We start from the raw sequence: 25,544 nt of genomic DNA, 5'->3' as shown, positions 1-25,544 counted from the left end.
ACCACCTTTACATGAGTTTTTGAAAGTTAGACCACAAGCGATTCAATGCAATTCCCAGTATCAATAAAGCGACTGGTGGGAAAAGTTGAGCGATATTGTTAAATAGTGACATATTTGGCATGACCAGGTAGACCATCGTTAAAGCACTGATCACCCAAAATGCTCGAAACCAAATACGATAAAACTGAACTGTAACCTTACCAAATACGTACCTCTTCAATTTCCACTGGTACATTCCATCTGCTAGCATGGCAAATAGATAGGGCAGAAAAACGATTAGCCACCCCAGGATTAAGTTCCACCGGAAAATGGACTGATAAAGTAAGAGGGGTATGTTTTTGGCCATAGTGTAATTAATAGAGGTAAATTTTTCAGCAACAATGTTAATACCTCTGGCTGGTTTTTTGGTGTCAGGGATCAGAATAGTATTCAGATAGTCAATTAACTTATAGTCATGTACCAACCAATTTAAAGTCGCTTCACTATTTGCAATGACAGACTTCCAACGGTCATTTGATATGATGGACCGGCTTGCATTAACCTCCTGAGTAATCTGATATTTGAGCTCCTCAGTATTCTGGAAAGCCAAGCTGTAACCAAAATAAATGACCATGCCAAAAAAAAGCATTGTTCTGAGCACTGCTGCCCTGCTTGTATTATCCGCAGCCATTGCTTTCCCTCCATTCACGAAAAAGAGCTAGCCTCTGATCGTGATTGCAATAGTTGTTACGCCACATCGTCGGGATACCCAGGAGCCAGTGGTACTGTTTAGGTATGATTTGGTCGATGAGGCTTAACTCCGCCAGTTCTTTATGCTCTGCGCTTTTCCACTCGATCTGTCCCACATCAGGAACAAATACAGCGGTCCTTGCTTTTGCGGCCTGGCGGGAAAATTCTATAAAGTTGATGCCCCACGGCGTCCAGTATCTGTACTGCTCGTTTAGGCCGATGTTAAACACCGGCAGAGAAAGAGTTGAGTCGGCAAAAGCCGAAATCACATTTTTGCAGACTCTTGGACTATCTATTTTTTCCTGTTCGGTTTTGAGATGAGTCAGCAGTGCACGGTCAATAATGCTGTTAAAGGTGTTTGTATAAAGGCCATTAGGGTCAGGAAGCTGATCTATGGCAGTAATGATTTTAAATTTTAACCGAGAAAGAAAGGGAGAGTCCTCAATAGTAACTATATGACTATGTGTTGTTTCTGGATGAATCTGGGGTTTGATGCGCTGTACTTGTTTAAAAGAGACACTACCTGGCAAATTAATGAATGCGCCCACCGTGCGTGTTAAATCGACGAAATAAGGCAAAAGATAACAACCAAGCATACGGGCATTCTTTTTTACAAGATCACACCGTACGTCATTGTTATCGAAAGAAATACGGAAACTAACGAATTTACGTTCAGGACCTTCGCTGGTGGTCAGTGATTGAATCCATTCATGGCATGATCCTTGTGGTACCGACCAGTAGCTGGTTTCACGGTCCCCAAAGGGATCAGTCGTGATCAACTCTCCCTTTAAAAGGAAAAGCTCAGACAGGGTATTTGCCATGGAGAATAGGGAATCGATATCGTTGCTCTGACAAAATTTTCCCAAATGATGAAACGCGTTTTTTTCTATCATAGTTAGCCGATCTCGAACTTCCTGAGAATCTGCGTACTTTAAACCCAAAGACTGAAAGCGCCTTTTTACGAGCGAGCGACATTTGCTGACTTTTAGTGCAGAGCTTAAAATTTGCTGGCGCGTCAGGACAATTTTTTCATCCATCAATGCAACTTCCTTAGAAATTTATTAAGATTTTTGATATCGAGATTTTGACGCAAAGTAACTTTTCCGGCCTTCTTGAAAAGCATTTCCGACAGAGTTGTGTTTGGCTTCATTTGTTTCTCAGCAACAGCAATAGGGATTTGGCCTACAACCTTCCTGCCATCTTGAAGCCTGGCAACTATGTGAAACATAGGGACCTGACCCAAGAGATCCTTTGGAATACTCTCTTCTAAAGTTGTCTGCTTTCTTTCTGAGATTGAACCTGAGAAGTTATTATGCGGCAAAGATGTTTCTGAACCGGTCGTATAAGTGACCATATTTGTGCTTATCGCACTCTTACCAAAGTTCTCTACAACAAGCGTCTGAGTAGGAGTATCGTTGACTCGCAAGCTTATATAATTGTTGCAGAGCCCCGTAATTCGATTGGCAGTTTCAACACTTGCCGCAGCAATAAAGTCGGAGATGGTTTGGGTGCAAATAAACAGTGCAATTTTCGCTGCACGACCCTGCGCCAGAAGGTTAATCATAGGGTTGTTAATGGCTGAGTGTGCCTCATCAACAAAAATACTTATCCTGGAATTAGCTGACATATCACCATCTTGAGCGTTGTAGCGACTACCGGCACAGGAGGTCAGATCTGACATTATTAATTGAGAAATAGCAGCTGCTGTATCGGGGTTTGAAAGGCCATCAAGCGAAATGTATAGCACCCCGCCAGTGCTGAACATCCCTTCGCTTGTTACAATTTCTCTTGATGATACTGAGTTCGGGTTAGGAGATAAAAGCTCATTTAAAGGTTTTTCAATGAGCATATCGAAAACAGGCATAATACCTGCGGTCATTTTAGCCATATGCTCTGGGTCGGACATTGAGTAATCAATAAGCTGGGAAACAGTATCTAACCAGTCTATTTGTTCGGACCCCTCGTAATTCATGAAATGAGCCGTAAACCATTCAGCGAGACGCTTGAAACGTACCGGCAAGGTATCGTTAGCGACGTACTTAACTTTTTCGGTCCAGACATCGTAACCATAATATCTCGCGTAACATGACTCCATTACCTTGACTGTAAGATTCACAATAGACATGTGGCTTTTCATGTTCTTGTGAATCAGATAAATAGAAGGCTTTTTCTCTATGTAAGAAAGCCCGGAAATCACATTGGAAACGAGAGCCTTGGCATACTGAACGAATGGGTTAACCTCACCGGGAACTGTCACCAAGCTCAAAAGACGAGATGTTAGGTCAGAAACATTAGTATAGGTGTTGCAGACATCAATACAGACCGAAGATGCTGGCTGGCCAGGATGAAATTTATAGAAAGGAAGACCGAGGGTCTTAGCCTCTTCCATTAGAGATTCTCGCCACTCTGCATCGTTCTTTGGATCTATGACAACAACAACATGACCAAGATGAAGCATGCTAATGCTTAGTAAACGCTGTAGCACCGTTTTCCCGGTACCCACGTTTCCGGTTATCAGAGTATGACCAAACCAATTGTCTTCAGTTACAAATATGGGTTCCCTACGTTCCACAGCAAAAATTGCATTGCTGCCGCCCATCTTACGAGCCATTGCGTCAAAATGTCTCTTAATTGGGTTGAAGACGAATGGCAACTCGATCTCACGTTTATCACTGGAGAGGTTAGCTATTTGATATGCCCGATCCGCATGTTCCGGACCCCACTCAAACCCATCACAAAAATAGGACTTTCGCTCGGGTATATCCTTATTTTTATTTTGATAATCCTGAACCAGTTGACGATACTTTCGCTCATTGGAGAAAAAGTTACTTTTGTTAATTACACGCAGTGAATCAAGACTAACGAACATGAAATGTCGCTTGAATACACGCCAATGAGCCATCAAAAATGGCGCTGCTGTTTTGCAACGATAAAGGCACAGCAAAAAAAGCAATATTGAGGTGAACAGAACTATTGGGGCGATGTCCAGTCCGTCTGAAGAAAGTCCCATATAAAGCATAGAAACCGAACAAATCAAAAGTATTGAGGCACTACGATACTCAAGAATAGGCCGATAAAAATTCTCTTGTGCATGGAGGTTAGTCCTCTTCGAATCTGACATTATAGGTTCCCAGCCTCTTTCAGGTTATTGATAATTCGTTCAATGTCCACTTTCGCCCGGTCTGATGCGGCCAGCAAAGTAGGCATGTTAAATGCATGGCATTTTGTATTGATCACAGCACCAGAATTAACGAGGTACTGAGGAAGCTTATTGAAAAGATCTTGAGCCTCTAACTGCGACCCAAATTTTTCCACGCAAGATTGGGTCAGATAGAGAGTATTAGGAGTACTTACCATAAATCTGTTTTTGCGCTTTCTTTTAAACGCCACCTCCATTTTGGACAGAATTTGATGCAGTACTAACGCAATTTCTACAAATTCAAGCTCTGTAACGTCACCTTCGCTTATAAGCGAGAATTCACCATTTTGGTCTGATTCAGTAGATGCAAAGACTTTACTGTTCAGATTGTGACCAGAAACAGGTGATGCTGGTTTTTGTACTTCTGCTTTGTCCGATGATTTATTCCGGTTGCGCTTGGGATTTTGTTTTTCTACCGGTGCTGTTGGGGCGAACAGTCTGGCCAGTGCTGGCGAAAGATGATGCCCCTTAGCGTCTGTGGGCGCATGCTCTCCATTTGATTCTTCAAGTACAGGAGGTAAGGCGGGCTCTTCACTTGCCATCACACTGGTTGCGGCTGCTTCGGTCTGGGAATACACAACTTCAGCTGGTGGTGGGCAGTTACCCTCAGTATCTGGTTCTGAGTTTTCTTGTCCTACAGAAACATCCATAGAGCGTTCATTCGTACCCTGGGGATCAGCGTTCTGTTCTCGGTTAAGTTCTGGTAATTCTGACGGCTCGGAGAGAAGCTTTTCATTATGGACCGAAGAGCTTGTTGCACAACTACCGACTTCTGGCCGAGAAACACTAAGCTGTGAGAAATCGGTATAATCAATGATCTCATGCTCTTCATCTTCTTTCTCAAAAAGATGTTGATAATGTTCATATTCCACAGCCTCAGTTTTCAGCGGACCAGTCGCGGATGCACTATCGGTTCCATGATATTCCACGTCGCCAGAATGTTCTTCGACTGCATTTACACGTGGGGGAGGCAGCTCAAGCGTTTGCTTTGGACGTGGGGCAGAGTTTTCAACAGAAGACTCATCATTAATCACTAATGCCTGATACATAGAAGTATTGAAAAGTGACTTTAAAGTTGTTGGCCTTCTTGGCTCATGATAGGTGAGCTGGAACCCGGCGCAGTTATCGCCGAGCTGGACTAAACGCAGATCGTCAATGTCCCTTACTATCCACATTCCATCGAGAGAGCCTTCTCTGAATGTCAGTTGGAAATAGGGCTCTTCACTGAATGCTTTTTCATCTAATCCCGGCAGCAATGCCATAGTGGTATCTATGTTGAGGTAGGGGACAGCATCAACACACACTATATAGTCATTGGAAAGTGGAGCGCTTAAAAGGAGTTCATGAAGTTGGTTGACCAGGACATGGGATTCCGTGTCCTTTGCCGATTCATCTTCACTTTCTTCTATATCAGGAATGACAGGATCAGCTGCTTCCTCACCCTCAGATTTAACTATCTGCGTGTCATTATCAATTTCATTATCACTTTCGGCTTTCTTCTCAAAATCGTCGGATGAGCCTTCATTTTTCTTAGAATGTATATCAACATCAATAGAGGCAGAGGAGCGGCCTAAATCATTAACCTTAAGAACAGCCGTCTCAACAGTATCAGTAATTTTAGTTATAACGTCCCGACCGGGCACTGGTCTTCTGTATTCAGTAACTGTTTTTTGCTCGTCAATGTAAATAAAGTCTTTATTGGCATTAACGCTAAAAAGACCCGGCACTGAGTCAGGGATTTTATAGGAATCAAAGATTAAACCAATCCACCTTAGCTTAAGAAGGTTATAGAATTCTAGTTTCCCTATCCCATTTCTAAAGATGTTTGATATTTCGTTTTCCGAATAGATACCCGGAATGAAGTAGTGAACGACACGCTCATCATCATAGGGCTCGACGTAACCACGTTGAACTAGGGATTCTACCAATACGGTCTTACCAGCCTCTCCCTGAGGGAAGTTATATTTATGTAATTCGAAATCATTGAGAACAAAATCAAGGAATGCGTTCTCGTTAAGGTATACCTCACCATTTACGATAATGATGTGCATAGGCTTAGCATTGTAATTGTTGATATTGATACTGGTAAAGTTGTGCTTGATGGTACTAATGGCCCTTGCTGCTGCATCATTAGAACGCAGACCCATGATAGGGTCACGTAAAACATTAAGGTCTGTACCAGTAGAATAGAAATCAGCGGTCCTCACGCATTTAGACAAAAAGTCATTCCCATCAGTATAAACGTTTAGGGCGGTGATCATTTTTGAATAAACACGTTCTTTATTTACCCGATCCAAAAATGCAAGACATACCGGGTTTAGGATTCGCTCAAGGAAAACGCTGGACCAGATATTATGTTGATTATGAATACGCTTTCGCCAGTGGATTTCGTATTCAACCACGTCATTTTCACGTGCCCAGTCAAGAAGACTTTGTGAGCTTGGCGTCCAAATGATCGGACTAGCTAAATTCAGGCTTACAATGTCGAGATCGTAAACCTTTCCGGCATCATGGACTAAACCACAGATAAACGCAGCATAGAGATATACTTTTCTACGGACTACTTCTTCATCTTGATATCCGATTGGTCTCAGTTCTGAGTGATGCGCATTTTTTAAAGAGAGTATGGCCACTTCCAGGCTGTGAGAAAGTAACCCACCAATACCATTATGATGATGATTTTCGGAAGCTGGCAAAAGATGTATCCAGCGAACATATTCAACCAAGGGCTTTAAAACTAAATTAGTAAATGTATATGCATCGTCCCTGATGTCGCTATCGCTGATAGCTAACATCATTGAAATTGAGTGCAGCTTTTCCCGATACAGAGACAGGATTGACTGTTCATTAAATGTCTGTATGCCCGTCGGACGAGTTGGATACTCGATGAATTTCAGGACTTCTGGATTTGGATGATCAGGAACAGTGTACTTCTGATCTCCTAGAATCTGCGCAAAAGGAGAGAGGCTTGATATATCCTCAATCATTACAGAGGTTGCATCATTCTCCTGAGATGAGAATATCCCCAAAATCCGTTTAATACATAAATACAGCGCCCTGAAATTCATCATCATACCTTATCGACGTTTGCCTGACAGTTCGGCTGCAATGTATGCCTGCACACTTTTATATTGCATTACTTTGGTGATGAACTCTGCTGGACTGTATGGCCCATCCTTACGGCGAGAAACATTCAGAGTCTTTTTCACATTCTCAACATATAAATTAATACTCTTTATAATGTTGTGAGACATAACCGGATAGTCGCTTACAGCCAGTAAACCCAATGAGTTGTACTCATACATTGTGTTCATGAGCTGGTTCATCTCGAAGATGTACTTGTAAAACCTCATGGTGTTGTGGTTATTGAAGTTGAGTTGTACTGGTTCAAAACTGAAAGGTACAAACTGAGTTGATGACATGAATGAGTCATTCTTGTCGAACTCAATTGACTTAATATAAGCAACAAGATTTTCTTTCATCTTATTGTTTTCTTCATGCAGCTCGTTGAACCAATCCTGAATAGCCTGAACAAGGTCAGGATGTTTAACTGCATCAACCGTTTTAAAGAGAGAGGAAATAGCGATACTCACATCATCAAAACCTCTGATGACTGCTCCATTTCTGGCAGTTAAAAACCGGTTAAAGTCTGGGGTGCCGGGGTTAATAATAACTTTGGCCATACCCTGGTGCTCTGGTCTACGTTGAGTAGAAGTTTGAGCGTTTACGCCTTGCTTTTTATTTGAACCTTTTACCATTACATCTTTTGGTTCAATGTTAATACGCTCATTGTCCGTGATAATTGCGTCGTTCATTGTGCCACCTTAGTTTTTGAGTATTGACGGATTTTTCGTCCAAGTTCGATATATGCTGAATGATAGAGCTCAAGCATTTCTCTGTAAGGCTCCAGCAATGCTTCCGTTTCAGAAATCATTTCGTATTCCCAGCTGGCATGGTTTACAAAACAGTTCTTAGAATATTTTCCACTTTTCATTGGTTGCACCCGTTTTGACATGTGGCTAGGCGCTCTTGTTTTATAAGGGCTGAACTGATGCCAAGTGATCGTTACTTTTCTGGCATTACCAATTAGCTCAACTTTTGGTGCGTAAGAACCCAGGTACTCCCTCTTTGGAACTTTGCTATGTCGGGTAAGGTTAATCTCTTGGTGGTTTCGTTCCTTCCACTTGATCCAGTATTTTGTAATGAGATCTTCAGCCTCAACACGCAAACCTTCAATCTGAGCACGTAAATTTTTACGTGTTAGCTCTATAGAACTTATAAGATTTGAATTACTCATGACGCCTCCTGATGTGAAATTACTATACCGGAGGAAATTTCCGTTTTTTTTCACGAACAGAAGATTTTTGAATGCTCTTTGATGAGGGAATTGAACAGATGTAATGCACTCGCTGTTTCCCCCATTCGGGAGGGGCCTTCAGAAACAGTAACAGCGAGTTTAGCCTCACTTCCATCGCTACCCCCTAAAGTTACTTTTGACAGAATGACCATTGTGGATTATTGCTTTTGATAATGTGCATTGCTCTATTAAAGTTATACATATATCTAGTGCCACTTTTCCAAAAAAAATGACCCTATGGAACTTTGTCCATAGTGACACTTTTATAAAAAGTGACCCTATGACGACATTACATAGGGTCACTTTTCAAACATAAGTGACCCTATGTGAGGCATTCATAGGGTCACTTTTCTTTGTTTAGTGATCCTATGTAAGCATGAGGTTGATGAAAAGTAAAAATGTCAGTTTATGACGGTCAGTGAAAGACGTCGTTATTCTAATCCAACGTTGGGAGGGGCTGGATTTAGGTTTTTTTTTAATCGCTTCACATTTCGTTAGCATGCGCAGGAATTTTTGATAAAATTCTGGTTAGTTTGGTTAAAAAGTGTTACAAGTAAGCGGTGTGGTTGAAGGGATAGATTTAAGGCTTATTCAAGCCTTAAGAAAATACTAAAAGTTACTTTTCACCCTACCGAACACCTAACAAAAAATCCATGTTGAAGATTTGAACAATTGTAATGGCGCAAGGACAATCAGCACATGTCAGAATCTGATAATTTAACTCGTAGCTTACTCGGTAAACTTTTCCGCACTGAGATTTCGCTTATTCGTAGTTACCGTGCATTTTTAATGTTATTGCCTGTGCATGGATCTTCTGCATATCAAACTGGGACTCCTCTTCTCCAGCGTCGCCTATTTGGGAAAGGATTTAGTACAGCCGCTGATTTAGCTTTTGAAGTGGAAACACGTCCAGGTAGTTTTTTGGTTCCGCGTACACTCGGAAAGGAAATTACATGGGAGAGGTTTTTTTCTGCGGTCTTGGACGGTGATTCCAATGTAATTCGTGAATATGATACAAATGATATTGACTATGGTATTTACGATGCCGGTGAAAAAGTGACTTTTCTGAATGGTACAGTGGATATCTATAATCCCAAGAAGATTCATGAGTTGCGTTCTAAATGTGTTGATATACAGAATGACTACTTTATGCAGGTGTTCTTTATCTCAATGCTCGCACCAGAGTTTGTAAGTATTTTCTTTGGTTTAAAACCAACTACAGCTGATGCTATTAAAGACATTGGTTATTCATCGTTAAAAACAATTAACGATGTCGTTCTTTTCCCACGTACAATTGCTTTCTCACAAGGGCATATTGAAGAGAGTGTTTCACTTAAAACGAAAGTTTTTGCCTGGGCTTATGAATTGTCTGCTGACATCCGGTTAGGAAAAGTTAGTGATGATTTGATGGAACTATTACGTTATGACACTATGTTCACCAGTCACTGTCAGGATGTGTTCAACACTTTAACAAATAAAGTTATGTTAAAGGATTATTGATATGGCAAAGGTCGATCAAACAAAAGCTAATGCTCTATTGCGAGCAGCAAGAACTATGTCGCTTGGGGCAAATAAAAATACAATACGAATTTTGTACGGTAATCATGTTGCTGAAAATATCGATTTTGAGCCTGGTGCAAAAACAAAACTCAAAAAAGGTATCCGGGGCTGGAGCAAACGCACAGATAACCGCCGAGCCTTTTCTGCTGTTATTGATGTCGCAGTTAACTATTTTGGTTTTGATCCAATAAATCCGGAAGCGAGTTTTCGGCAAATTGACTTCAACCGAATAATGAGTGTCCTTCATAATCTGGGATACTTTGTATGCGCACCGGAAGTTAATAAAATAATAGAAATCCTTACTTCTATGAAAGAAATTGAAGAACTAGGTGCCTGCGAAAAATGTAAACGCCCATACATTGTGCCAGTGACAAATGATGCTCATTGTCCACGTTGCAGATTATCTTCAACTGCTTCAGCCATAGAGAGGTATTCTCAAGAAGAATTAGATTAAATTTAAAAAAGATATCGCGAAACTTGCCTTGTCTGAATCTAAATATTGACTTAAGTCAAATTCTGTTGTTTGCTTTACAATCAAATATTAGTTACAACTTAAATATCAACTCTTGACAAGTAAAGATATAATTTGATTTTTCTTTATTCAGTTTTTCTTCGTTCCAAAAATGTGCACCTTTTTTTCTGTTGAAAACGTAAAACTACTTAGGTTCTCAAAACCTTCTATGCATGACGACTTCTTAATCGCTTTCAATTAATATATTTTATATTCTTGTCTAAGTTCGCTTCTTTGATCCTTAGCTATTCCTTTTTTGAAATATAGAAACAGCATTACTTGTGATGATTTTTTTCAGCTCTAAATACACCTGTTTTCAAAGCAATATTTGCTTTTAGATATTCGATAAAACCATGTTTTTGTTACACCGGATTTTTGACAACGTGCAAGATGGATGATCTTTCCATCACCGAGACTATCTTCTTAGTCAGCACTCCTTTTCCGTCCTTTTCAACATAAAAACGACCATGCTATACGAGCTCTAACCTTTTTTTTGTATGCCATCATAACCGCATCAGAAAAGGAGAACGGTCTATGACTCGTATTGCATTAGCGCCTTCAAAGATGGTTTTGCTTATGTCTTTGGTAATTACTGGTGCCCACGCCAGCCCTGAGCAACCCCTAATAAAAGATACGCCCTTTGTATCTGGCCAGGCTTATAAGAAGGGTTTCTTCTGGTATGACGATCCTGCTAAAAAAAGCGAAGCTGAAGAAGAAGAGGTTTTGCCACCAACCGGTGCTGCTAGCTCGCCTTCAAAAGAGGAAATGGTAGATTTAAATTCAAAATGGCTAAAAGAGAATATGCCTCGACTGTTAACGCAGGCAATGGATAACCCTACCGCAGAAAATCTATCACGTTATTACACGGCGCAAAGGTTAATGCTGGATATCAGTACGCGTTTTTCTGACAAATCAAAAGATTATTTTCTTAAAAACCCGATGATGTCTGAAAAACGCAGGCAACCAGTGGAAAAGGTGGCACTGGATGCTCACCGCACTGTTGTTGAAAAAAATCAGCAAACGGTAATGAAAGATATCTTTACTAAGTCAGGTTTATTTTTCTTTTTCCAGAGTACTTGCCAGTTTTGCCACGAAGAAAGCCAAATACTTCAATTTATGCAGAACTATTATTCGGTAGATATTCTTCCAATCAGTATGGATGGAAGGCCATTGCATAATGGCCTTTTTCAGGATTTTAACATCCCCAACGCACAAATTATTGATCAATTTAAAATTCGAGAGGTACCTACAATTTTCCTGGTTTCAAAGGATGGGACATCAGCTCAGCGCATTAGTGAAGGCATGATCTCCGCTGATGAATTAAAGAACACTATTATACTTGCCGCGAAGGGCATGAATCTGATCGATGACGCTTCGTTCCAGTCAACTCTAGATATTAAAAGGCAATATACCATCGGCGATGATGGCGTTATTACCGTTAATAAATCCGAAATGGAATCAGACCCATTCCTACTTCAAAAAATAATGGACCAAAAACTCGAAGGCTATGACATGCCTACGGCCGATCCGGTCAATTATCTCAATGCTGGCGGCAGTTTTGGAGGCACTTATGCGCAGTAATGCCGTTTTCAACTTCAAAAAGTTACTTTTGTCTCTTTCTGTTTGTGCTGCAATTTTAGCCCCGACTGCAAATGCAGACAACGCAATGCGTAACATTTTCAATGGCATGATGACGTCTACCAGCCCGGCCACCTTTTCCACAGCAACCCGTACAGGCATAGTTGGCGGGTCAATGTCTTACCGAACAACAAACGTTAATACCAACCTTGTTTCCATGTCGTTTCCAAAAGCTTCTGTCGGTTGTAACGGTATTGACGTTTTTCTTGGGTCCTTCAGCATGATCAACGGGGACCAGCTTGTGCAGGTGGCCCGTGGTATTGCCCAGGGTGCGGCTATCTATGCTTTTAACGTTGCTGTTTCAGCTATTTGTGCTGACTGTGCTGCAACGATTAATGACATCCAAAACAAACTGCAAGCGCTAAATAAATTTGCGAAAGATTCATGCAATGCAACTTACTCTTTCCTTTCTGAAAACGTGGGTACGCCAAGCCAGTTCGCTAACTCAGTTAGCTCTGGACCAGCCTCAATTCTGGGATCGATTAATGGTCTTATTCCTGATTTTGGCTCATCGATGACAAAGTCACCTGAAGCTGTCACTTCTCAGGTTAAAGCAAAGGATCCCGAAGAGTTCGCTGAAAAATTCAGTGGTAACCTCTTCTATATGTCGTTCATGGATATTGATAAGGGAACGATGAACATCGGAGGGGTAACGGAGTTATCCGGTTATAAACTGGCAGAACAACTTATGTCTCTCGTAGGTACTGTCATTATCAACTGGGATAGCAAAGGCGAAAAAGCGGGAATGGAAGTCCGCCCGTCTACCATGACTGTCACGGATTACATCATGGGGCCACCAGCTGGCGGATCAATTAAAATGCTCAAGTGTTCTCCGGCACCAGATCCATCATCCCCACGAAAGGCTCAGTGCCTTGTCATGTCAGAAGTTAATGACGGTGGTTTTAAGGGATTGAAGGATACCATTTCTGATCTTCTTTTAAACGTACAGAAAAAAATCATCAACGACGTTCGTGTTTCAGATGATGAATTACGCATTATCTCCTATATCGGCATCCCGACCATTATCGACTCTTTGCAAACATTCGAAGCACCGGAAGGGTACGCATACATTCAGGACATCAGCACTATTGCTGCGACGAGCCTCGTAATCAACATGTTGCGCCAGGTTGAGGCCAAAATTTCAACCATGAGCATACCGAGTGAGTCGCTGTCGGGTAAAAGGGATGATCTCAACCGATTAACAGACAATCTCTCAAAACAGGTTAAAGCCGCCTATGAGCTATCGCACAGCCAGGTCGGTACCAGCTCGGACGTCATTTCAACCTGGGATAACCGTCGCCTGCAACGGAAGGCTTTCACTGAAAGTATTCGTGGCACACGTAACTGAGGTCTGACATGGATTACAACATATATACCCTGGGTGATATTGATTTTGTCTGGTCGGCTTTTACCGGTATTGCCCTGATCTTTTCTCAATATACTGGTGTAAAAGAGTTCCTGACCACGGCCGCCGTTGTAGCAGGTGTGAGCCTATTCTATAAAACGTGGCTATGGCTTCAGGCTCCGACCAAAAATGAATTACCGTTTTTCTCCTGGTTTTTGGGGTTGATCCTTTTCATGATGGCAATGGTTCGAGTGGATGTAACTATTGAATCTGTAAAGTCGGGAGAGGTCAGAAACGTCGACGGAATTCCAATTTTTATTGCTGCGATGGCAACCGTCACCACTAACTTAAGCCAGGGTTTGCTGAAGGATTATAAAACAGCGTTTGATCCGCTTTCTCCGGTGGACCTGTCTGCAACAACTCTGGACGATGACATCACCCTCGGTCCGATGATCCGATTCGTGAAGTTTTTGCAATGGGGCGGCGATAGCCAGGGCTACTGTTCCGCATTTCCTGAACCGGCCAGCGGGCTAGGGCCAATGAACGTATGTGCTACCGTTCAGTCTCTTGCATACAACTGCCTGAAGGCTACCCAAAACTCAAGCGCAAATATTGCCGGTAAAGAAACTATTTTTAACGATATTTTCTCAGCTAATCTGGCAGATAGCATGGACCGGATTAATCAGGCGATGAAAGGCGCACTGAAGAATGCCTCTGCCAGTATTGTTGGCGCTAACGGTTCAAAATCTGGTACGTGTGATGAGGTCTGGTCAACTGTGAAACAGGTTACCAGTACAGCTGAAGCTCGCCAGACTATTTCCCTTATAGGACAGACAAACGGCATCCTTACTCCAGACGAAGCAAATGGTGCACCTACCGGCGCAAGCTTTACTGATGTTATGGCGTCAGCAAATGGTATGTACGGTAAGGCTATTGGTTCGTATGACGCCACCCTGAACCTGTTCATTATGAATGAGCTCAGAAATGGCGCAAGCAAATATAAGACCCCACTCGGTCTGGCTTCCGATATGCAGTTGTTTGAGGCTTCTCTGAAGCGAACCAACACAATGGCTTCACAGGGCCAGTTGTGGTTACAACTGTCGGGAGCAGCAATCGCATTCCTTGAAATGTTTGCTTATATGGTTGCTCCATTTGCTTTGCTTATGCTGCTGGCGTTAGGTGGTAATGGTGTTGCCGCTGCGGCGAAATATTTGCAACTTATCCTCTTCGTGAATATGTGGCCGCTTACGGCAGTAATGGTCAACGCGTATGTGAAGAAAGTCGCGACGGCCGACTTGGATACCTGGAGCACCCTCAACAGCCAGAATAATGCCGTCACGTGGATGGGACTCCCAGGGCTTGCGGAAACATACAGTTCATACCTGTCTGTTGCTTCCGCCCTCTATGCTCTGATTCCGGTACTCACATTATTCCTGATGACACAGTCGATTCACCCGATGATGAATGCGGTTAAGGGAGTGACCCCCGATGCGCCGGTGGATACTGGTCATGTAACGCCCAAAGTATGGGATGGCCCTAACAGCGGTAAATCTTCATTTGGTGACGTGACACGAACCGCCTTAACCAGTACCGGTCAGGGATACAGCGATGGCGGCGCAGTTGATTCAAGTAATTTCCGTCTTGGAATGTGGAATGCTGGTTCAAGTATCGCTAACAGCCAGGGACAAGGATCAGCTGTAACCTCATCAGTTATGAGTGCGGCAAGTAATTCATTCCAGGCTGGTTACAGTCAGATGAGCGAAATTGGAAGGTCAGGACAGTCGAGCCAGCAGTTCTCAACCAACCTGCAAACAATGAAGCAGATCTCGGATAAGATTGGTGCCTCTGTAGCAGAAGGTATTGCAACGAAACATGGGGTGAGTGCGTCTCAGATGGCCAGCATTGCTTCAAATGTTATTCTCAACGCTGGGCTTAATGGAGGTGTTGGAACTGGCAATGGAGCCGGGCTGAAAGCGGCTGTAGCAGGGCAATTGAGTAGCGGTGCATCTAAGACCAATACAGGCAGTGACTCGCTTTCAAATGACCTTTCAAAAGCAATCACGAATCAGCTTAGCCAGGATTCTGCGTTAACTGACCAGTTCAGTAAAGCGGCGTCTCAGGTAAGCAGCGATCAGATATCCAATACTAATGCGTTTAAAGAAGCATCGTCGAAAATGAACCAGGCGACACAGACGATGGCGCAAAATATTTCTACATCGGTTTCGACTAACGCAAGCTCCAATAGTGGAATGAGCCTTGATTCTAAACAAAGCATTAACCTGGACAGGTTCTCCGATTCTATTCGCAACAAAAACTTCAGTGATGATGATGTAAGGAATTTTGCTCGTAAGAATGGGCTGGATGAGAATGCGTTTATGGAGAAATTCAACTCCTATAACGATACCTTCAAGGCCAGTAATCAGCTTGGATCGCAGCTTCAACGTACTGACGCGCTTGTGGCTGCAACCCGAGATTTCAGTGAGCAAAAAATTGCGATTGATACCGCCCGGGGAGAGACGGCCGAAAGTAATAAACAGGATCTCCGTGAAACCTCCAGCCTGCTTAAAAGTCTGGTTTCCGACTTCGGTGGTAATGCACAGCAGCTGCTACCTATCACCAATCAGCTCGACAGAATTTCAGGTGACGGGTCAGGAATTAATACTATCACTCAGGCACAGGATAGAACTCCTGACAGCGTAAATACGTCTGGCGTGATGAGTGCGTCACGCGTAGGGGAACTGGGTGGAAGTGTAGATTCGCAGGCTAAACTCGGTCTTTCCTCCAACGCTCAGGACGCGACACAGCATGTCCCTGGAAAAAGTGAAGCTGGCTTTACTCCGTATAACCTTGATAACGCGGGCAAAGGCGATATTCAGGGAATACATAACAACAACGTGGGCCGCACTTATTCTGATGAAGAAAGGAATGTGCTTAATTCTCTCGAAAAGAATGGACCTGTACTGAATAATCAGGGTGTAGAGAAAGTCGTCAATTCGGGTCAGGATGTCAGAAATGCAGAAGGCACATTTAACGATCTGGAAAAGGTTGGAGGTCGGGTGGTTGGTGATGGAATGGATCAACGAGCCACTGCTTTGAACAGTATGTATCAGAGCGGGCAAGTTCGTGGCTTATCTAATAACACTGATAACTACTTTAGTCGTGTTGCCAACAACCCGAACTTAAGCCGGGACGATAAGCGAGCTGAATTGGCACAGCAAGCTGTCTTTACCTATGGTGCCAGCACCATGGCTACCGGTGCCGAAAGAGAGCAGCTCAAAGCGGATACCCAGAAGATCCTTAATGAACTGGGTAACTATAACGTTAACTGGAGTATGAATGACGTTAAGAGCATCCATAGCAGTTTCAACACTCATAACAGAGCTGATGGTTCACTTGAGTCAGTCGTACGGGCAAACCTGGGAGAAGGTGGGTCGGGCGGTGGTCTCGTTGGTAACCGCACTCAGACCGTCACAGATCGCTTGGTTGGGGAAAAGATAGAGGCCAACACTGAGCGGGGCGCGATTTCTGGTGCGCTACTCGGGGGCCAGCAATTTGTTTCGGATACGCTAACCAGCGTTGGGGCGAAACCGGTAAATGAGATGCTTACGGGAGCGGGCATCCTTCAAACCCAGACATCGATAGCAAATGATGCCTCTAACCCTGCAAATATGCCTGATTCTCTCCAGGGTAAAGTCCTTAATCACATGCAGATGTCTGATGGCGTCGCAGCTGTAAGTGACCGGTATCAGAGTATTAGCAGCGACGGCGTTTCGACTTATGCGAATGCAGCGCAGAACTCTGAAAGGGCTATCCGGCAGCAATTGACGGATGACCCACGCTTTGGGCCTCAGAAAGCAGATGAATTCATTCAGTACATGAAGTCAGAGCTGAGCAACACAAATGAGCCTTACCAGTCACGTGTCGATAAAGCGGATCAGTGGCTTAATGAAAATAAAAAATAAGGGAGGTTGAATATAACCTCCTGAAATGACTATCAATAGATTGTAAATTACTGCTAAACAATTAAGGCCGCAAAGTATGTGTTTGCGGCCTTTTTTTCAGAAGTACCGCTCTTGCGGAACATTCAACTGACGGTTTGAATCAGTGAAGACAAAAATCTATCAAACTCTGTATGAGATTCAATAACATAATCAGTAGATGCTTTGTCTCTTATCTGAAAGCAGTCGTCTGCAAAACTATAAGCGAAAAGTGACATGCCATCTTCTCCGATTAACACCTTATCAGTGAGATTTGGGTCAACGTAGATTTCATTGTCTCGTGCTTCAAAGTTGCGTATGTAAATATTTGACCACAATAGATTTTCGTTCTCTGCCTGAACAAGGTTATAAAACGTAAGTCCGTTGTACTCAAAACCATCCATAGCATTAAACACTTGGGCATAATCAAGCCTGGTTTTAATGAGTTTCTGTATATCTATATAGGCGCTCTTTTTGTGATCTGCCCACTCCACTGGAGGCGGATTGCAGATTAAGTCTTTCAAGACTTCCGGGGCTACCGGGCTGGCTAAAGGGTAGTGATCTGCAACCATCAACCTCTTTAAGCTGCTGAGTAGTTGAGTTAAATCTTTCATGAGCGCCTCTTACTTTCCTACCGGGTAGATAACACCGTTCGGCGATGGCCATAGAACTTTGGTGCTTGAATTATACGGTAGATCCTTCGTAATGATGGATTGTGCTTTCGACAGTGCTGAATGGTATGGTGAATTCTGAATAAGTACCAGGTTGTCTATAGCGTTTGTGCCACCATCATCAAGAGGGATCTTGTGGTGAACCTGCCACCCAGAGGGGACCTTGCCTGTTGCAAGTTTCATCAAATCGTTAGGTTCAAACGTAGCCAGGGCATCTGGGTGGTCTGAAAGTGATTTAAGGAAGTTAGGGCGTACAGTATTGTTGAATTGTCCACGGAGAGCTAAATATTCAGCTCTGTCTCGGCGCATGTAGTTCAATTCGCTAACATTCATATCATCGAGCAAAACGTGTGCTTTTTTGTACTTGCCGAGATAACTTGTCAATTCATCCGCAGACCTTGGATTTCGGATAACCAGAAGTGAAGCCGCTGCAACCAGCATACCTGAAGTTGTTTCGTTCAATACCTGGTCATAGCCTTCAACAGCTTCGCCGCCAAGTTGTTCAGCCGTATGTCGAAATCCCTCCACATTTCCATTATAAAGCCCGCCAGCTGCGAGAAGACGACCAGCCGCTTTGGAATTAATGGTTTTTGTTGATTGGGCGTGCTGTGCTGGTGTCGTTGATCGAACGTAATACCCCGGGCGTTTCAACTGACGAGAGATGATATCGCGCAGACGGGTAAAGAGGGACAGGGGCAGGTCATTGCGTAGGTTGCCATTTGATATAACCCCCGGCCCGGCATTGCCGGTTATGTCTTTTCTAAGCAGAACGATCTTACCGTATCTGATGTCGTCAAGCGTATCGCGGTAAGCGAGCCAGGGGCGTTGATGGTGGAACTGGTGATACCGGCTGACAAACTGTGTATATCCCTGCGGTAAATTCCATTCCTGAATAATCCGGTTTGGCAGGGCGGTATCTTCGAGGTCATGTACCGCCGTGGCCGGATGTATGATGTGGGGAATATCCTCAAGGTATATGTCATCCAGTGACTTAGCCTGACAGTGATGCAGCATAATGTCCCTTTCTTGTCGAATTCATATGAGACATTATTGCGTATGGTATAAAACAATCAATCCTAAAGTGGATGGGCGTACGAGATCAGCAGTGACAGGGTAAAAGGAAAGTTACTTTGTTCATCAGCGTCCCATGAGCTGATGGTACCTTGCGTTAAGAGCTGCAAGGTCAGATTCGGTGAGGCCCGTGTAATAATCGGTTTTGTGCAAATGCGGATAACCGGCCGGAAATAATGATTCGTCGTCATCAAGGCAGATAAATGCTTTAACTCGATGTGAAAAGACAAAGTCCTCACACTCGGCAGCCCGCACACCAGTCTGTCCGTGTTTTAAATATACCGAACCGGTTGCACCTATGATTTTGTCTCTATAAGGCACCCGGAACAGAGATTTCAGATAACTTGTATTAGCGCACTCACGCCATGAGCTGGAGATAACAATCACCATGGCAGGGCAGTTATCCAGCAATTTCTCTAACAGTGGCATTCGCTCAAAGGTTTCATTTTTACACCTGTGGCAAACCCCATCGAAATCTAAGAAAAGCACGACATGCGAATCAGGGAGAGGGGCCCATAAACCAGCTGTTGTTTCTTCATGAACACATACTTCTTCATGATGAGGGTTTTTCTGGATCAAGAAAGAAGAGAGAATCTTAAATAAATTTCTTGCAGAAGAAGACAATATATTACTCCTGAGTCAGTGTGAAATATTTGTGGTGGTTTACCCAAGCCACTCGATGATCTTCTGTAATATCGGGTTGTATTTATTTAACAACAGGAGTCGGGTTTTGCTCCGGGACATTTTTAGCTATATGGCCATTGTATCGAGGAGGTTGCTGGGTCCATTGATAAAGCTCACCCATCCCGTTACGCTGCTGGATCCGGCGATTGTACTTTACCATGAAGTTAAATATGTACTTTGCACGTACCTTTGGGGTTTTGCTGTTGTAATCTGCAATCCCTTCAAACACATTGCCCTTGCGATCAACAATTTTTCTATAGAGCCACCATGTTCCAACCCAGAAACTTGCGCAAGCATCGTAAGCCAGAACCCGCCACGTTACCGTCGGGAAATGCTTTTTTATTTCAGGTAGATTGGATGAGTTGATCTGCATTGGGCCAATATCATAAGTGCCGTTAGTATTCCTGCTGAAAGTACCAACCTTACCGCCTTCATTGTCAAACAACGTAAAAACCAGTTCAGCATCAATTCCGAAGTAGCGGGCGGCATCCGTAATGCACTGAGTGTAAATCTCATCAGGAACGGGAATAGGTTTCACATCATCTGCTGGTGGTGTAAACACAACGATTTCTCCACTGAATCTACGTTTTATCTATTCTCCCATATATCTATCGACTTTCTTTCGGCTTTACCCGTTGATTTAAGCGTTTAAGCAAAATTCTGGAATTTTGGGGCGTGATAATATTAGTGCTCGATTTAAGGAGCGGAAATGAAAAAAATTATTAAGGCATCGGTATTACTTCTTTCATTAAGTACCGCCTTCACGATGAATGCCGAGCCGGTTAATACAATGGTACTGCCAGATGCAGCCCGGGATAAGCTCAAAGCCATTGGGCTTTCAATCGAGCACGTCGAACCCTCGCCAGTAAAAGATATTTTTACGGTGATTTCCAGGGAGGGGGTAAGTTACGTGAGCAAAGACGGAGATTACATTTTTACCGGAAGCTTATTCCACGTGAAAGGTAAAGATGTGGTAAACACCACTGAGCAGGCCATTTTAATGGGCGTCCGGGAATTCGCATCCAAAACAAAATCCATCGACTACAAATCACCAAACGAAAAATACCGGCTTGCTATCTTTACCGATATAACCTGTGGATACTGCCAAAAACTGCATCATGATCTGAAGTCTTATCTTGATGCCGGTATTTCGATTAAGTTTCTTGCATTCCCACGTGCAGGACTGAACTCGGTAGTAGCCGGGAACATGGCCAAAATCTGGTGTTCAGCAAAGCCAAACGAAGCTCTGGATGCAGCGATGAATCCGGTTTCAACTATCCCGGAAGGACGTCCTGATGAGGCTTGCTTAAACATTATCAAATCGCATTTCCAGGTGGCCTCAACAATCCCGCTGCAAGGTACTCCTACCATGGTGACACTAAGCGGCAAACCGCAGTTATTTACGGGGTGGCTGAGCCCGGAAAACCTGGTGACCCAAATGGGCGCTGCGCAAAAGTAACTTTTCCGACTGTAAGAGGTGTGTATGAAATCTACTTTACTGAGTACGTTAATGCTGGTTGCTGTAGGTGTACAGCCCGTTTTCGCTGCACAATGTCAGTACGGAGCCTGTGGAACGGAAAACGATCCCGGAATCGGATTTCTGATGTCATCGGTACAAATGGATAAAGGTGAACATCTAAAGGAACTCTCTGGTGTTGCGACCACAGGTGACACCATCTCTAAAAAGATGGAAAGCTACCTGGGAAATAAAAAGCTCAAGGTAAACACCGACAGTACCCGCAAGGGGCCGGGTAATACCACCATCAGGCCTACAGATGAGCTCGCCCCAACGAGGCAACTAAAAGTTATCCGGCCCGAACTGGTAAAAAATCCCGATTCGCAGCTCGTGGTAGCTTTCAATGAGCGCCTGGCCTGATTTATTGACTGAGAGCGTCCAGAAGGAAAAAAGATGTCGATACTCAGTAGCTTCGTCATCAGAGCAACGGGGATACCTGACAAAAAGTATCTCCGGGATCCCGTAATAAAACGTTGTTATAAACGTCTGAGTCGTAGGGTGCCTGCTCTAATGACGGGGTGGCTTCTGTGCATTCTGGGTTCAGGGTATGTCAGTATGGCACTGGAACAGCCTGATAGCACTGTATTACTCAGTCTGCTGCTGTTGTATGTTATGTCAGGCATTTTACTGATGCAGTTCCAGTATATGTATTCAGAGCGAAGCATAGGCTACAAGTTCTACCTGGAAGTGCTTATGAATGCAGCTGCCAGTACTCAACATAAAGAACAGTTACAGTATCTGTTCATTAATAAGCCCAATTCCATCACGATGGGCGATCTTTACCGACTTTATGATTTTAATGGGGGAGGGCGATAGCCACGTTAATGTGCGTGTCCAAAAGTCACTTTTGAACATTCTCTTCCCGCCGTCTGCTTTCAGTTCCAGGGGATCACTGCAACATAATTTCCGGAACGCAGCGGCGCATCAAATTTATCAGTAAAGGCGTCGATCATTGCTGAATAAGCAATGCTGTCTGACGGCACAGGTGCATTGCTTTGCATACTCACTTTCAGAACCTGCTTTGCTCCTTTCGCTGACGGGTATACCTCGACATCCAGCTGTCGCATATAGTGCATCTGCGACATCGTCTCAGTGCCTATTACCCCATCGACTGGCTTGTAGTCATAGTCAGTATGCAATTCGCCATGCTTGTCAGTTCTCGTTGTCTTTTTATCTACAACGTAGCCTGTCACCCCAGTAAGAAGCTGCTCGCTATACTGCATGTTCTCCTGTGAGCTGCTGATTCGGAACCTGAGCACATAATCTGGCTGGTGAGTGGAAATAATGACTCCTTTTTTTGCTAATCCATCAGCAAAACGGCCTGAAAACATTCTGGACTGAATACTTTCGTCCGGAGGGACTATCTGAAACCTTTTATTTGTAACAGGACGAGGCATTAGATCGTACGCATCTACCTGGTTTGCGAAATGATATCCGCATCCACTCAAAAGCATTGCGGTTGTGAGTATAAAGCCCTGCCTAATCATCCTTTAATCTCCAAAAAGCATTGTTTCACGAATAATTCCGATTTACCGGGCCAGTATAATCCATCGCAGGTTAATAACTAACAGGCTGAAAAGCATAAAGGTAGCTATGTCTAAAGAATTTTATTTAAAACCGATGGCCACGATTTTAATTTCTGCGGTTATTGCTACCGCTGCCTCGGCGTTAATCACGGCAACTTATTTTAAACCGAAGGTGCTCAGTGAGGAAGAAATTGGCAAAATTGCCGCTACTTACCTGGTAAAAAATCCCCATTATTTAGTGGAAGCAGGTAAGGCGCTGGAAAATCAGAACGTGAGTGCCTCAGTGGAACGAATAATTCCATATGCGCCAGCTCTGCTGGATACCAAGGAGACGCCAAACATCGGCCCTGATGACGCCGACGTCGCGGTAATCGAGTTCTTCGACTATCAGTGTATTTACTGCATGCGGGTTACACCTGTTGTTGAATCGGTAATGAATCAGAGCAAAGATGTAAAATTCTTCTTTAAAGAATTCCCGATTTTTGCCGGTTCAAAACCTGTATCTGCCATGGGGGCCGCTACGGGTCTGCACGTCTATCAGAATTTCGGTGCTGAAGCCTATCGTAAGTACCACAACAACCTGATGGCTGTGGCTCATACCTTCATGACCTCTCAACGCAAATTCGAACTCACTGACTTTAATACTGTGGTGGAAAAGTCAGGGTTTAACAGCACGTTTTCTGACAGGGAAAAAAACCGGTATGAAAACGTGATCTCCGGCAATATGCAGCTGGGCGAAGCGCTCGGGATCACCGGCACACCCGGTTTCATCATTATGAATATGAAAAAGCCGAATGCGGCGACTACCACATTTATCCCCGGGGCTATGGACGCAGCAACTTTGCAGGGCGCAATCGAAAAAGCTCGCGGGGCCTAAAGTTACTTTCACATTTGATGAGTACGGCCATGCCGGTCATGGCCGCTACGCTTTTACAACGAGTAATTCATCCCAGCGGGTCGTATATCTCGGTGATAGCATGGCCTGCTTCATACGAAAATCCTGTTGAATGCCTTCCCCCAGTAAAAACAGAGCTCCGCGCTTTTCTTTATTGAACCGGTCCATAACTTTCATCAGTGCCTGACTGCCAGGCCTGGCCGGGCGAGTATCAAACAGGCTGAGTTGCTCTGTGCCGTCAGTCATAGCGGAGAGCATTACCCCTGCTTTCGCATACGCTATCCCGGGTCTGTAAATGCGGTTCAGGATGGTCATGGCTGCATCAACCAGATCGCGGGTGTCCTGTGTAGCGGTAAGCGGCTCGATACCACAATTGCTGTAGCGGTTTTCACCTTGCGCATAATTGCTACTCTGAATGAAGACTGTGATTTGACGGGTCCACGAGCCATCCTTGCGCAGCTGCTCTGCCGCCCGGGCGGTAAAAAATGAAACTGCCTCATGTAGCTTGCCTATCTCATTAAGGCGCTGACCAAAACTTCTGGAAACGATAATCTGTTGCCTGACAGGAGGAGACTCGTGCAGCCGGAAACATGGTTCGCCATGCAGTTCCCGCCAGGTACGCTCGATTTCAACGCCAAAGCTTTTACGTAAAAAGCGAACGTCGCTATTATAAAAATCACCGGCAGTGATGATCCCGAAAGCCGACAGGCGTTCACTAATCTTTCGACCAATACCCCATATTTCTCTGGTACTGATCAGGCTCAGGAGCTTCCTGATCCTGGCCTGATCAGTCAAAACTACAACCCCGCCTGTAGCTGCCCATCGTTTGCTCGCATAGGTGCATAATTTAGCGAGGGTTTTGGTGCTTGAACAACCCACACCACAGGTAAGGGACAGATTATGAAGAAGTGTACTTCTGATCAACCGGCCGTAATCTTCATAATCTATTATCTTGTTCATGTTTTTCAATAACATGAAATTTTCATCTATGCTATATCGACTCGATTGAGGCGCGAAGCTTTCCAGCGTTTCATGGAAGCGATTTGAGTAGTCTTCATACAAAGTAAAGTTAGAGCTCCGGACTTCGATCCGGTGTTGCTGAATCAAATCCCTGCACTTAAAAATTGGGGTCCCACGCTTAATACCAACGCTTTTAGCCAGTTTATTCATTGCAATGACGGACGAATCGTTATTGCTGGCTATGATGAGCGGCTTTTTTGACAGCTTGGGATCCATCGCACACTCAAATGCCGCATAGGCTCCGTTAATATCAACGTGCATGTACATGGCTGAACTGATTCAGTGCAAAGGTGACGACGCCCCATATCTCAAGGGATTCAGGATTTACACGTATCGGCTTATAGGCTGGATTAGAAGGCATCAAAAGCAGCTCAGGATACGTGTGTAAGATCTTTACCGTAAACTCTCCATCCACCAGCGCAACGACGATAGAGCCGTGTCGTGCTGTTAAAGACCGATCCACAACCAGTATTGCTCCATCATTGATACCGGCATTGATCATACTGAGGCCCGCCGCCCTGACAAAGAAGGTTGAGGGGCGGTTGCGGACTACATATTCATGCAAATTTAATTCATTATCTTCATGCCCGGCGCACGGACTCATCACTCCACAGCTTAGTAAATCACTGAAAAAAGGTGCCATTTCGTAAGGCTTGTTGCTAATGTGCTCAAGGATAACAGACATAGCTACACTCGAATTCTTGTACTGTATGTATAAACAGTGTGCGCCGGGAGACCGGTAGAGATCAAGGGGTGAAAGTCCCCGACCATTGAAGGACCAGCAATCCACAAGGTCCCCGAGTCATGCGTTGCATACCGCGAGGTATGGGGCGAAGCGTTGACAG

The 25,544-nt window shown here is 44.0% G+C and carries 22 protein-coding genes; 9 read left to right on the top strand and 13 right to left on the bottom strand.

All coding sequences use genetic code 11. From position 1 onward, the window contains the following. Positions 1–7: 7 nt before the first annotated feature. From ACOTX5_RS19580 to mobI, 6 genes are read right to left on the bottom strand one after another with little or no spacing between them, the layout of a single operon-like run. A complete protein-coding gene (locus tag ACOTX5_RS19580) occupies positions 8–670 on the bottom strand; it encodes a DUF4400 domain-containing protein (protein ID WP_000718549.1) in 663 nt (220 codons plus the stop codon). Continuing rightward, on the bottom strand, positions 657–1,766 hold the full coding sequence (locus tag ACOTX5_RS19575) for a hypothetical protein (protein ID WP_000343600.1): 1,110 nt from the start codon (positions 1,764–1,766) through the stop codon (positions 657–659). The genes ACOTX5_RS19580 and ACOTX5_RS19575 overlap by 14 nt, the downstream gene beginning before the upstream one ends. Further along, the gene (gene traD, locus ACOTX5_RS19570) at positions 1,766–3,850 is read right to left on the bottom strand and encodes a conjugative transfer system coupling protein TraD (RefSeq protein ID WP_001284073.1); all 2,085 of its coding nucleotides are present in this window, start codon (positions 3,848–3,850) and stop codon (positions 1,766–1,768) included. The genes ACOTX5_RS19575 and traD overlap by 1 nt, the downstream gene beginning before the upstream one ends. Further along, positions 3,850–6,996: a MobH family relaxase gene (gene mobH, locus ACOTX5_RS19565; RefSeq protein ID WP_001011152.1), complete on the bottom strand. Its 3,147-nt coding sequence runs from the start codon at positions 6,994–6,996 to the stop codon at positions 3,850–3,852. Before mobH ends, traD begins: the two co-directional genes overlap by 1 nt. A 9-nt stretch (positions 6,997–7,005) precedes the next feature. Beyond that, positions 7,006–7,743: a hypothetical protein gene (locus tag ACOTX5_RS19560; RefSeq protein WP_000995978.1), complete on the bottom strand. Its 738-nt coding sequence runs from the start codon at positions 7,741–7,743 to the stop codon at positions 7,006–7,008. Further along, the gene (gene mobI / locus ACOTX5_RS19555) at positions 7,740–8,225 is read right to left on the bottom strand and encodes a conjugative transfer protein MobI(A/C) (RefSeq protein ID WP_000071885.1); all 486 of its coding nucleotides are present in this window, start codon (positions 8,223–8,225) and stop codon (positions 7,740–7,742) included. The genes ACOTX5_RS19560 and mobI overlap by 4 nt, the downstream gene beginning before the upstream one ends. A 759-nt stretch (positions 8,226–8,984) precedes the next feature. On the opposite strand from mobI, the gene ACOTX5_RS19550 reads away from it, so the two are divergent. The 5 genes from ACOTX5_RS19550 (at position 8,985) to ACOTX5_RS19530 (ending at position 17,301) form a co-directional block, all read left to right on the top strand. Beyond that, a complete protein-coding gene (locus ACOTX5_RS19550; protein ID WP_234101249.1) occupies positions 8,985–9,785 on the top strand; it encodes a trhR in 801 nt (266 codons plus the stop codon). A gap of 1 nt (position 9,786) precedes the next feature. Next, positions 9,787–10,299 (top strand): hypothetical protein, encoded by a 513-nt coding sequence (locus ACOTX5_RS19545; RefSeq protein ID WP_001140952.1) that lies wholly within the window; start codon positions 9,787–9,789, stop codon positions 10,297–10,299. 591 nt (positions 10,300–10,890) lie between these two features. After that, positions 10,891–11,937 carry a thioredoxin family protein gene (locus ACOTX5_RS19540; protein ID WP_000196727.1) on the top strand — a complete coding sequence of 349 codons (1,047 nt, stop codon included), beginning with the start codon at positions 10,891–10,893 and terminating at the stop codon, positions 11,935–11,937. Further along, positions 11,927–13,342 (top strand): IncHI-type conjugal transfer protein TrhH, encoded by a 1,416-nt coding sequence (gene trhH, locus ACOTX5_RS19535; protein WP_001257292.1) that lies wholly within the window; start codon positions 11,927–11,929, stop codon positions 13,340–13,342. Before ACOTX5_RS19540 ends, trhH begins: the two co-directional genes overlap by 11 nt. 8 nt (positions 13,343–13,350) lie before the next feature. Continuing rightward, positions 13,351–17,301: a conjugal transfer protein TraG N-terminal domain-containing protein gene (locus tag ACOTX5_RS19530; RefSeq protein ID WP_000386160.1), complete on the top strand. Its 3,951-nt coding sequence runs from the start codon at positions 13,351–13,353 to the stop codon at positions 17,299–17,301. 122 nt (positions 17,302–17,423) lie between these two features. Here ACOTX5_RS19530 and ACOTX5_RS19525 read toward each other — a convergent pair whose 3' ends face one another. The 4 genes from ACOTX5_RS19525 to ACOTX5_RS19510 form a co-directional block, all read right to left on the bottom strand. Then, positions 17,424–17,930 carry a YrhA family protein gene (locus ACOTX5_RS19525; RefSeq protein WP_000654195.1) on the bottom strand — a complete coding sequence of 169 codons (507 nt, stop codon included), beginning with the start codon at positions 17,928–17,930 and terminating at the stop codon, positions 17,424–17,426. Positions 17,931–17,939: 9 nt separating this feature from the next. Beyond that, positions 17,940–19,001, bottom strand: coding sequence for an HNH endonuclease signature motif containing protein (locus tag ACOTX5_RS19520; RefSeq protein WP_000902297.1), 1,062 nt, complete (start codon positions 18,999–19,001; stop codon positions 17,940–17,942). 123 nt (positions 19,002–19,124) lie between these two features. Next, a complete protein-coding gene (locus ACOTX5_RS19515) occupies positions 19,125–19,682 on the bottom strand; it encodes an HAD domain-containing protein (protein WP_001371950.1) in 558 nt (185 codons plus the stop codon). Positions 19,683–19,764: 82 nt separating this feature from the next. Continuing rightward, a complete protein-coding gene (locus ACOTX5_RS19510; RefSeq protein ID WP_000494968.1) occupies positions 19,765–20,304 on the bottom strand; it encodes a lytic transglycosylase domain-containing protein in 540 nt (179 codons plus the stop codon). A gap of 147 nt (positions 20,305–20,451) precedes the next feature. Between ACOTX5_RS19510 and ACOTX5_RS19505 the strand changes: the two genes are divergently transcribed. From ACOTX5_RS19505 to ACOTX5_RS19495, 3 genes are all read left to right on the top strand, one after another. Beyond that, positions 20,452–21,201 (top strand): thioredoxin fold domain-containing protein, encoded by a 750-nt coding sequence (locus tag ACOTX5_RS19505; protein WP_000720274.1) that lies wholly within the window; start codon positions 20,452–20,454, stop codon positions 21,199–21,201. Between the two features lie 24 nt (positions 21,202–21,225). Beyond that, entirely contained in the window at positions 21,226–21,618 is a 393-nt protein-coding gene (locus ACOTX5_RS19500; protein ID WP_000843243.1) for a hypothetical protein, read from the top strand. Between the two features lie 195 nt (positions 21,619–21,813). Beyond that, a complete protein-coding gene (locus ACOTX5_RS19495; protein ID WP_001439466.1) occupies positions 21,814–22,074 on the top strand; it encodes a hypothetical protein in 261 nt (86 codons plus the stop codon). Between the two features lie 59 nt (positions 22,075–22,133). Here the strand turns inward: ACOTX5_RS19495 and ACOTX5_RS19490 are convergent, their stop codons facing one another. Further along, on the bottom strand, positions 22,134–22,481 hold the full coding sequence (locus ACOTX5_RS19490) for a hypothetical protein (RefSeq protein ID WP_121343843.1): 348 nt from the start codon (positions 22,479–22,481) through the stop codon (positions 22,134–22,136). 370 nt (positions 22,482–22,851) lie between these two features. On the opposite strand from ACOTX5_RS19490, the gene ACOTX5_RS19485 reads away from it, so the two are divergent. Continuing rightward, entirely contained in the window at positions 22,852–23,661 is an 810-nt protein-coding gene (locus tag ACOTX5_RS19485) for a DsbA family protein (protein ID WP_000031378.1), read from the top strand. Positions 23,662–23,706: 45 nt separating this feature from the next. Here the strand turns inward: ACOTX5_RS19485 and umuC are convergent, their stop codons facing one another. Together umuC and umuD are read right to left on the bottom strand one after the other, a co-directional pair. Continuing rightward, on the bottom strand, positions 23,707–24,960 hold the full coding sequence (gene umuC, locus ACOTX5_RS19480; RefSeq protein WP_001371894.1) for a translesion error-prone DNA polymerase V subunit UmuC: 1,254 nt from the start codon (positions 24,958–24,960) through the stop codon (positions 23,707–23,709). Next, positions 24,950–25,384: a translesion error-prone DNA polymerase V autoproteolytic subunit gene (gene umuD, locus ACOTX5_RS19475; protein WP_000111290.1), complete on the bottom strand. Its 435-nt coding sequence runs from the start codon at positions 25,382–25,384 to the stop codon at positions 24,950–24,952. The genes umuC and umuD overlap by 11 nt, the downstream gene beginning before the upstream one ends. Between the last annotated feature and the right edge of the window lie 160 nt (positions 25,385–25,544).

The organism is Enterobacter cloacae complex sp. IR5441 (assembly GCF_049238215.1).
Classification (GTDB): Bacteria; Pseudomonadota; Gammaproteobacteria; order Enterobacterales; family Enterobacteriaceae; genus Enterobacter; species Enterobacter hormaechei_C.
The sequence above is the reverse complement of the archived record's forward strand: the minus strand, read 5'-3'. Positions and strand labels throughout refer to the sequence as shown.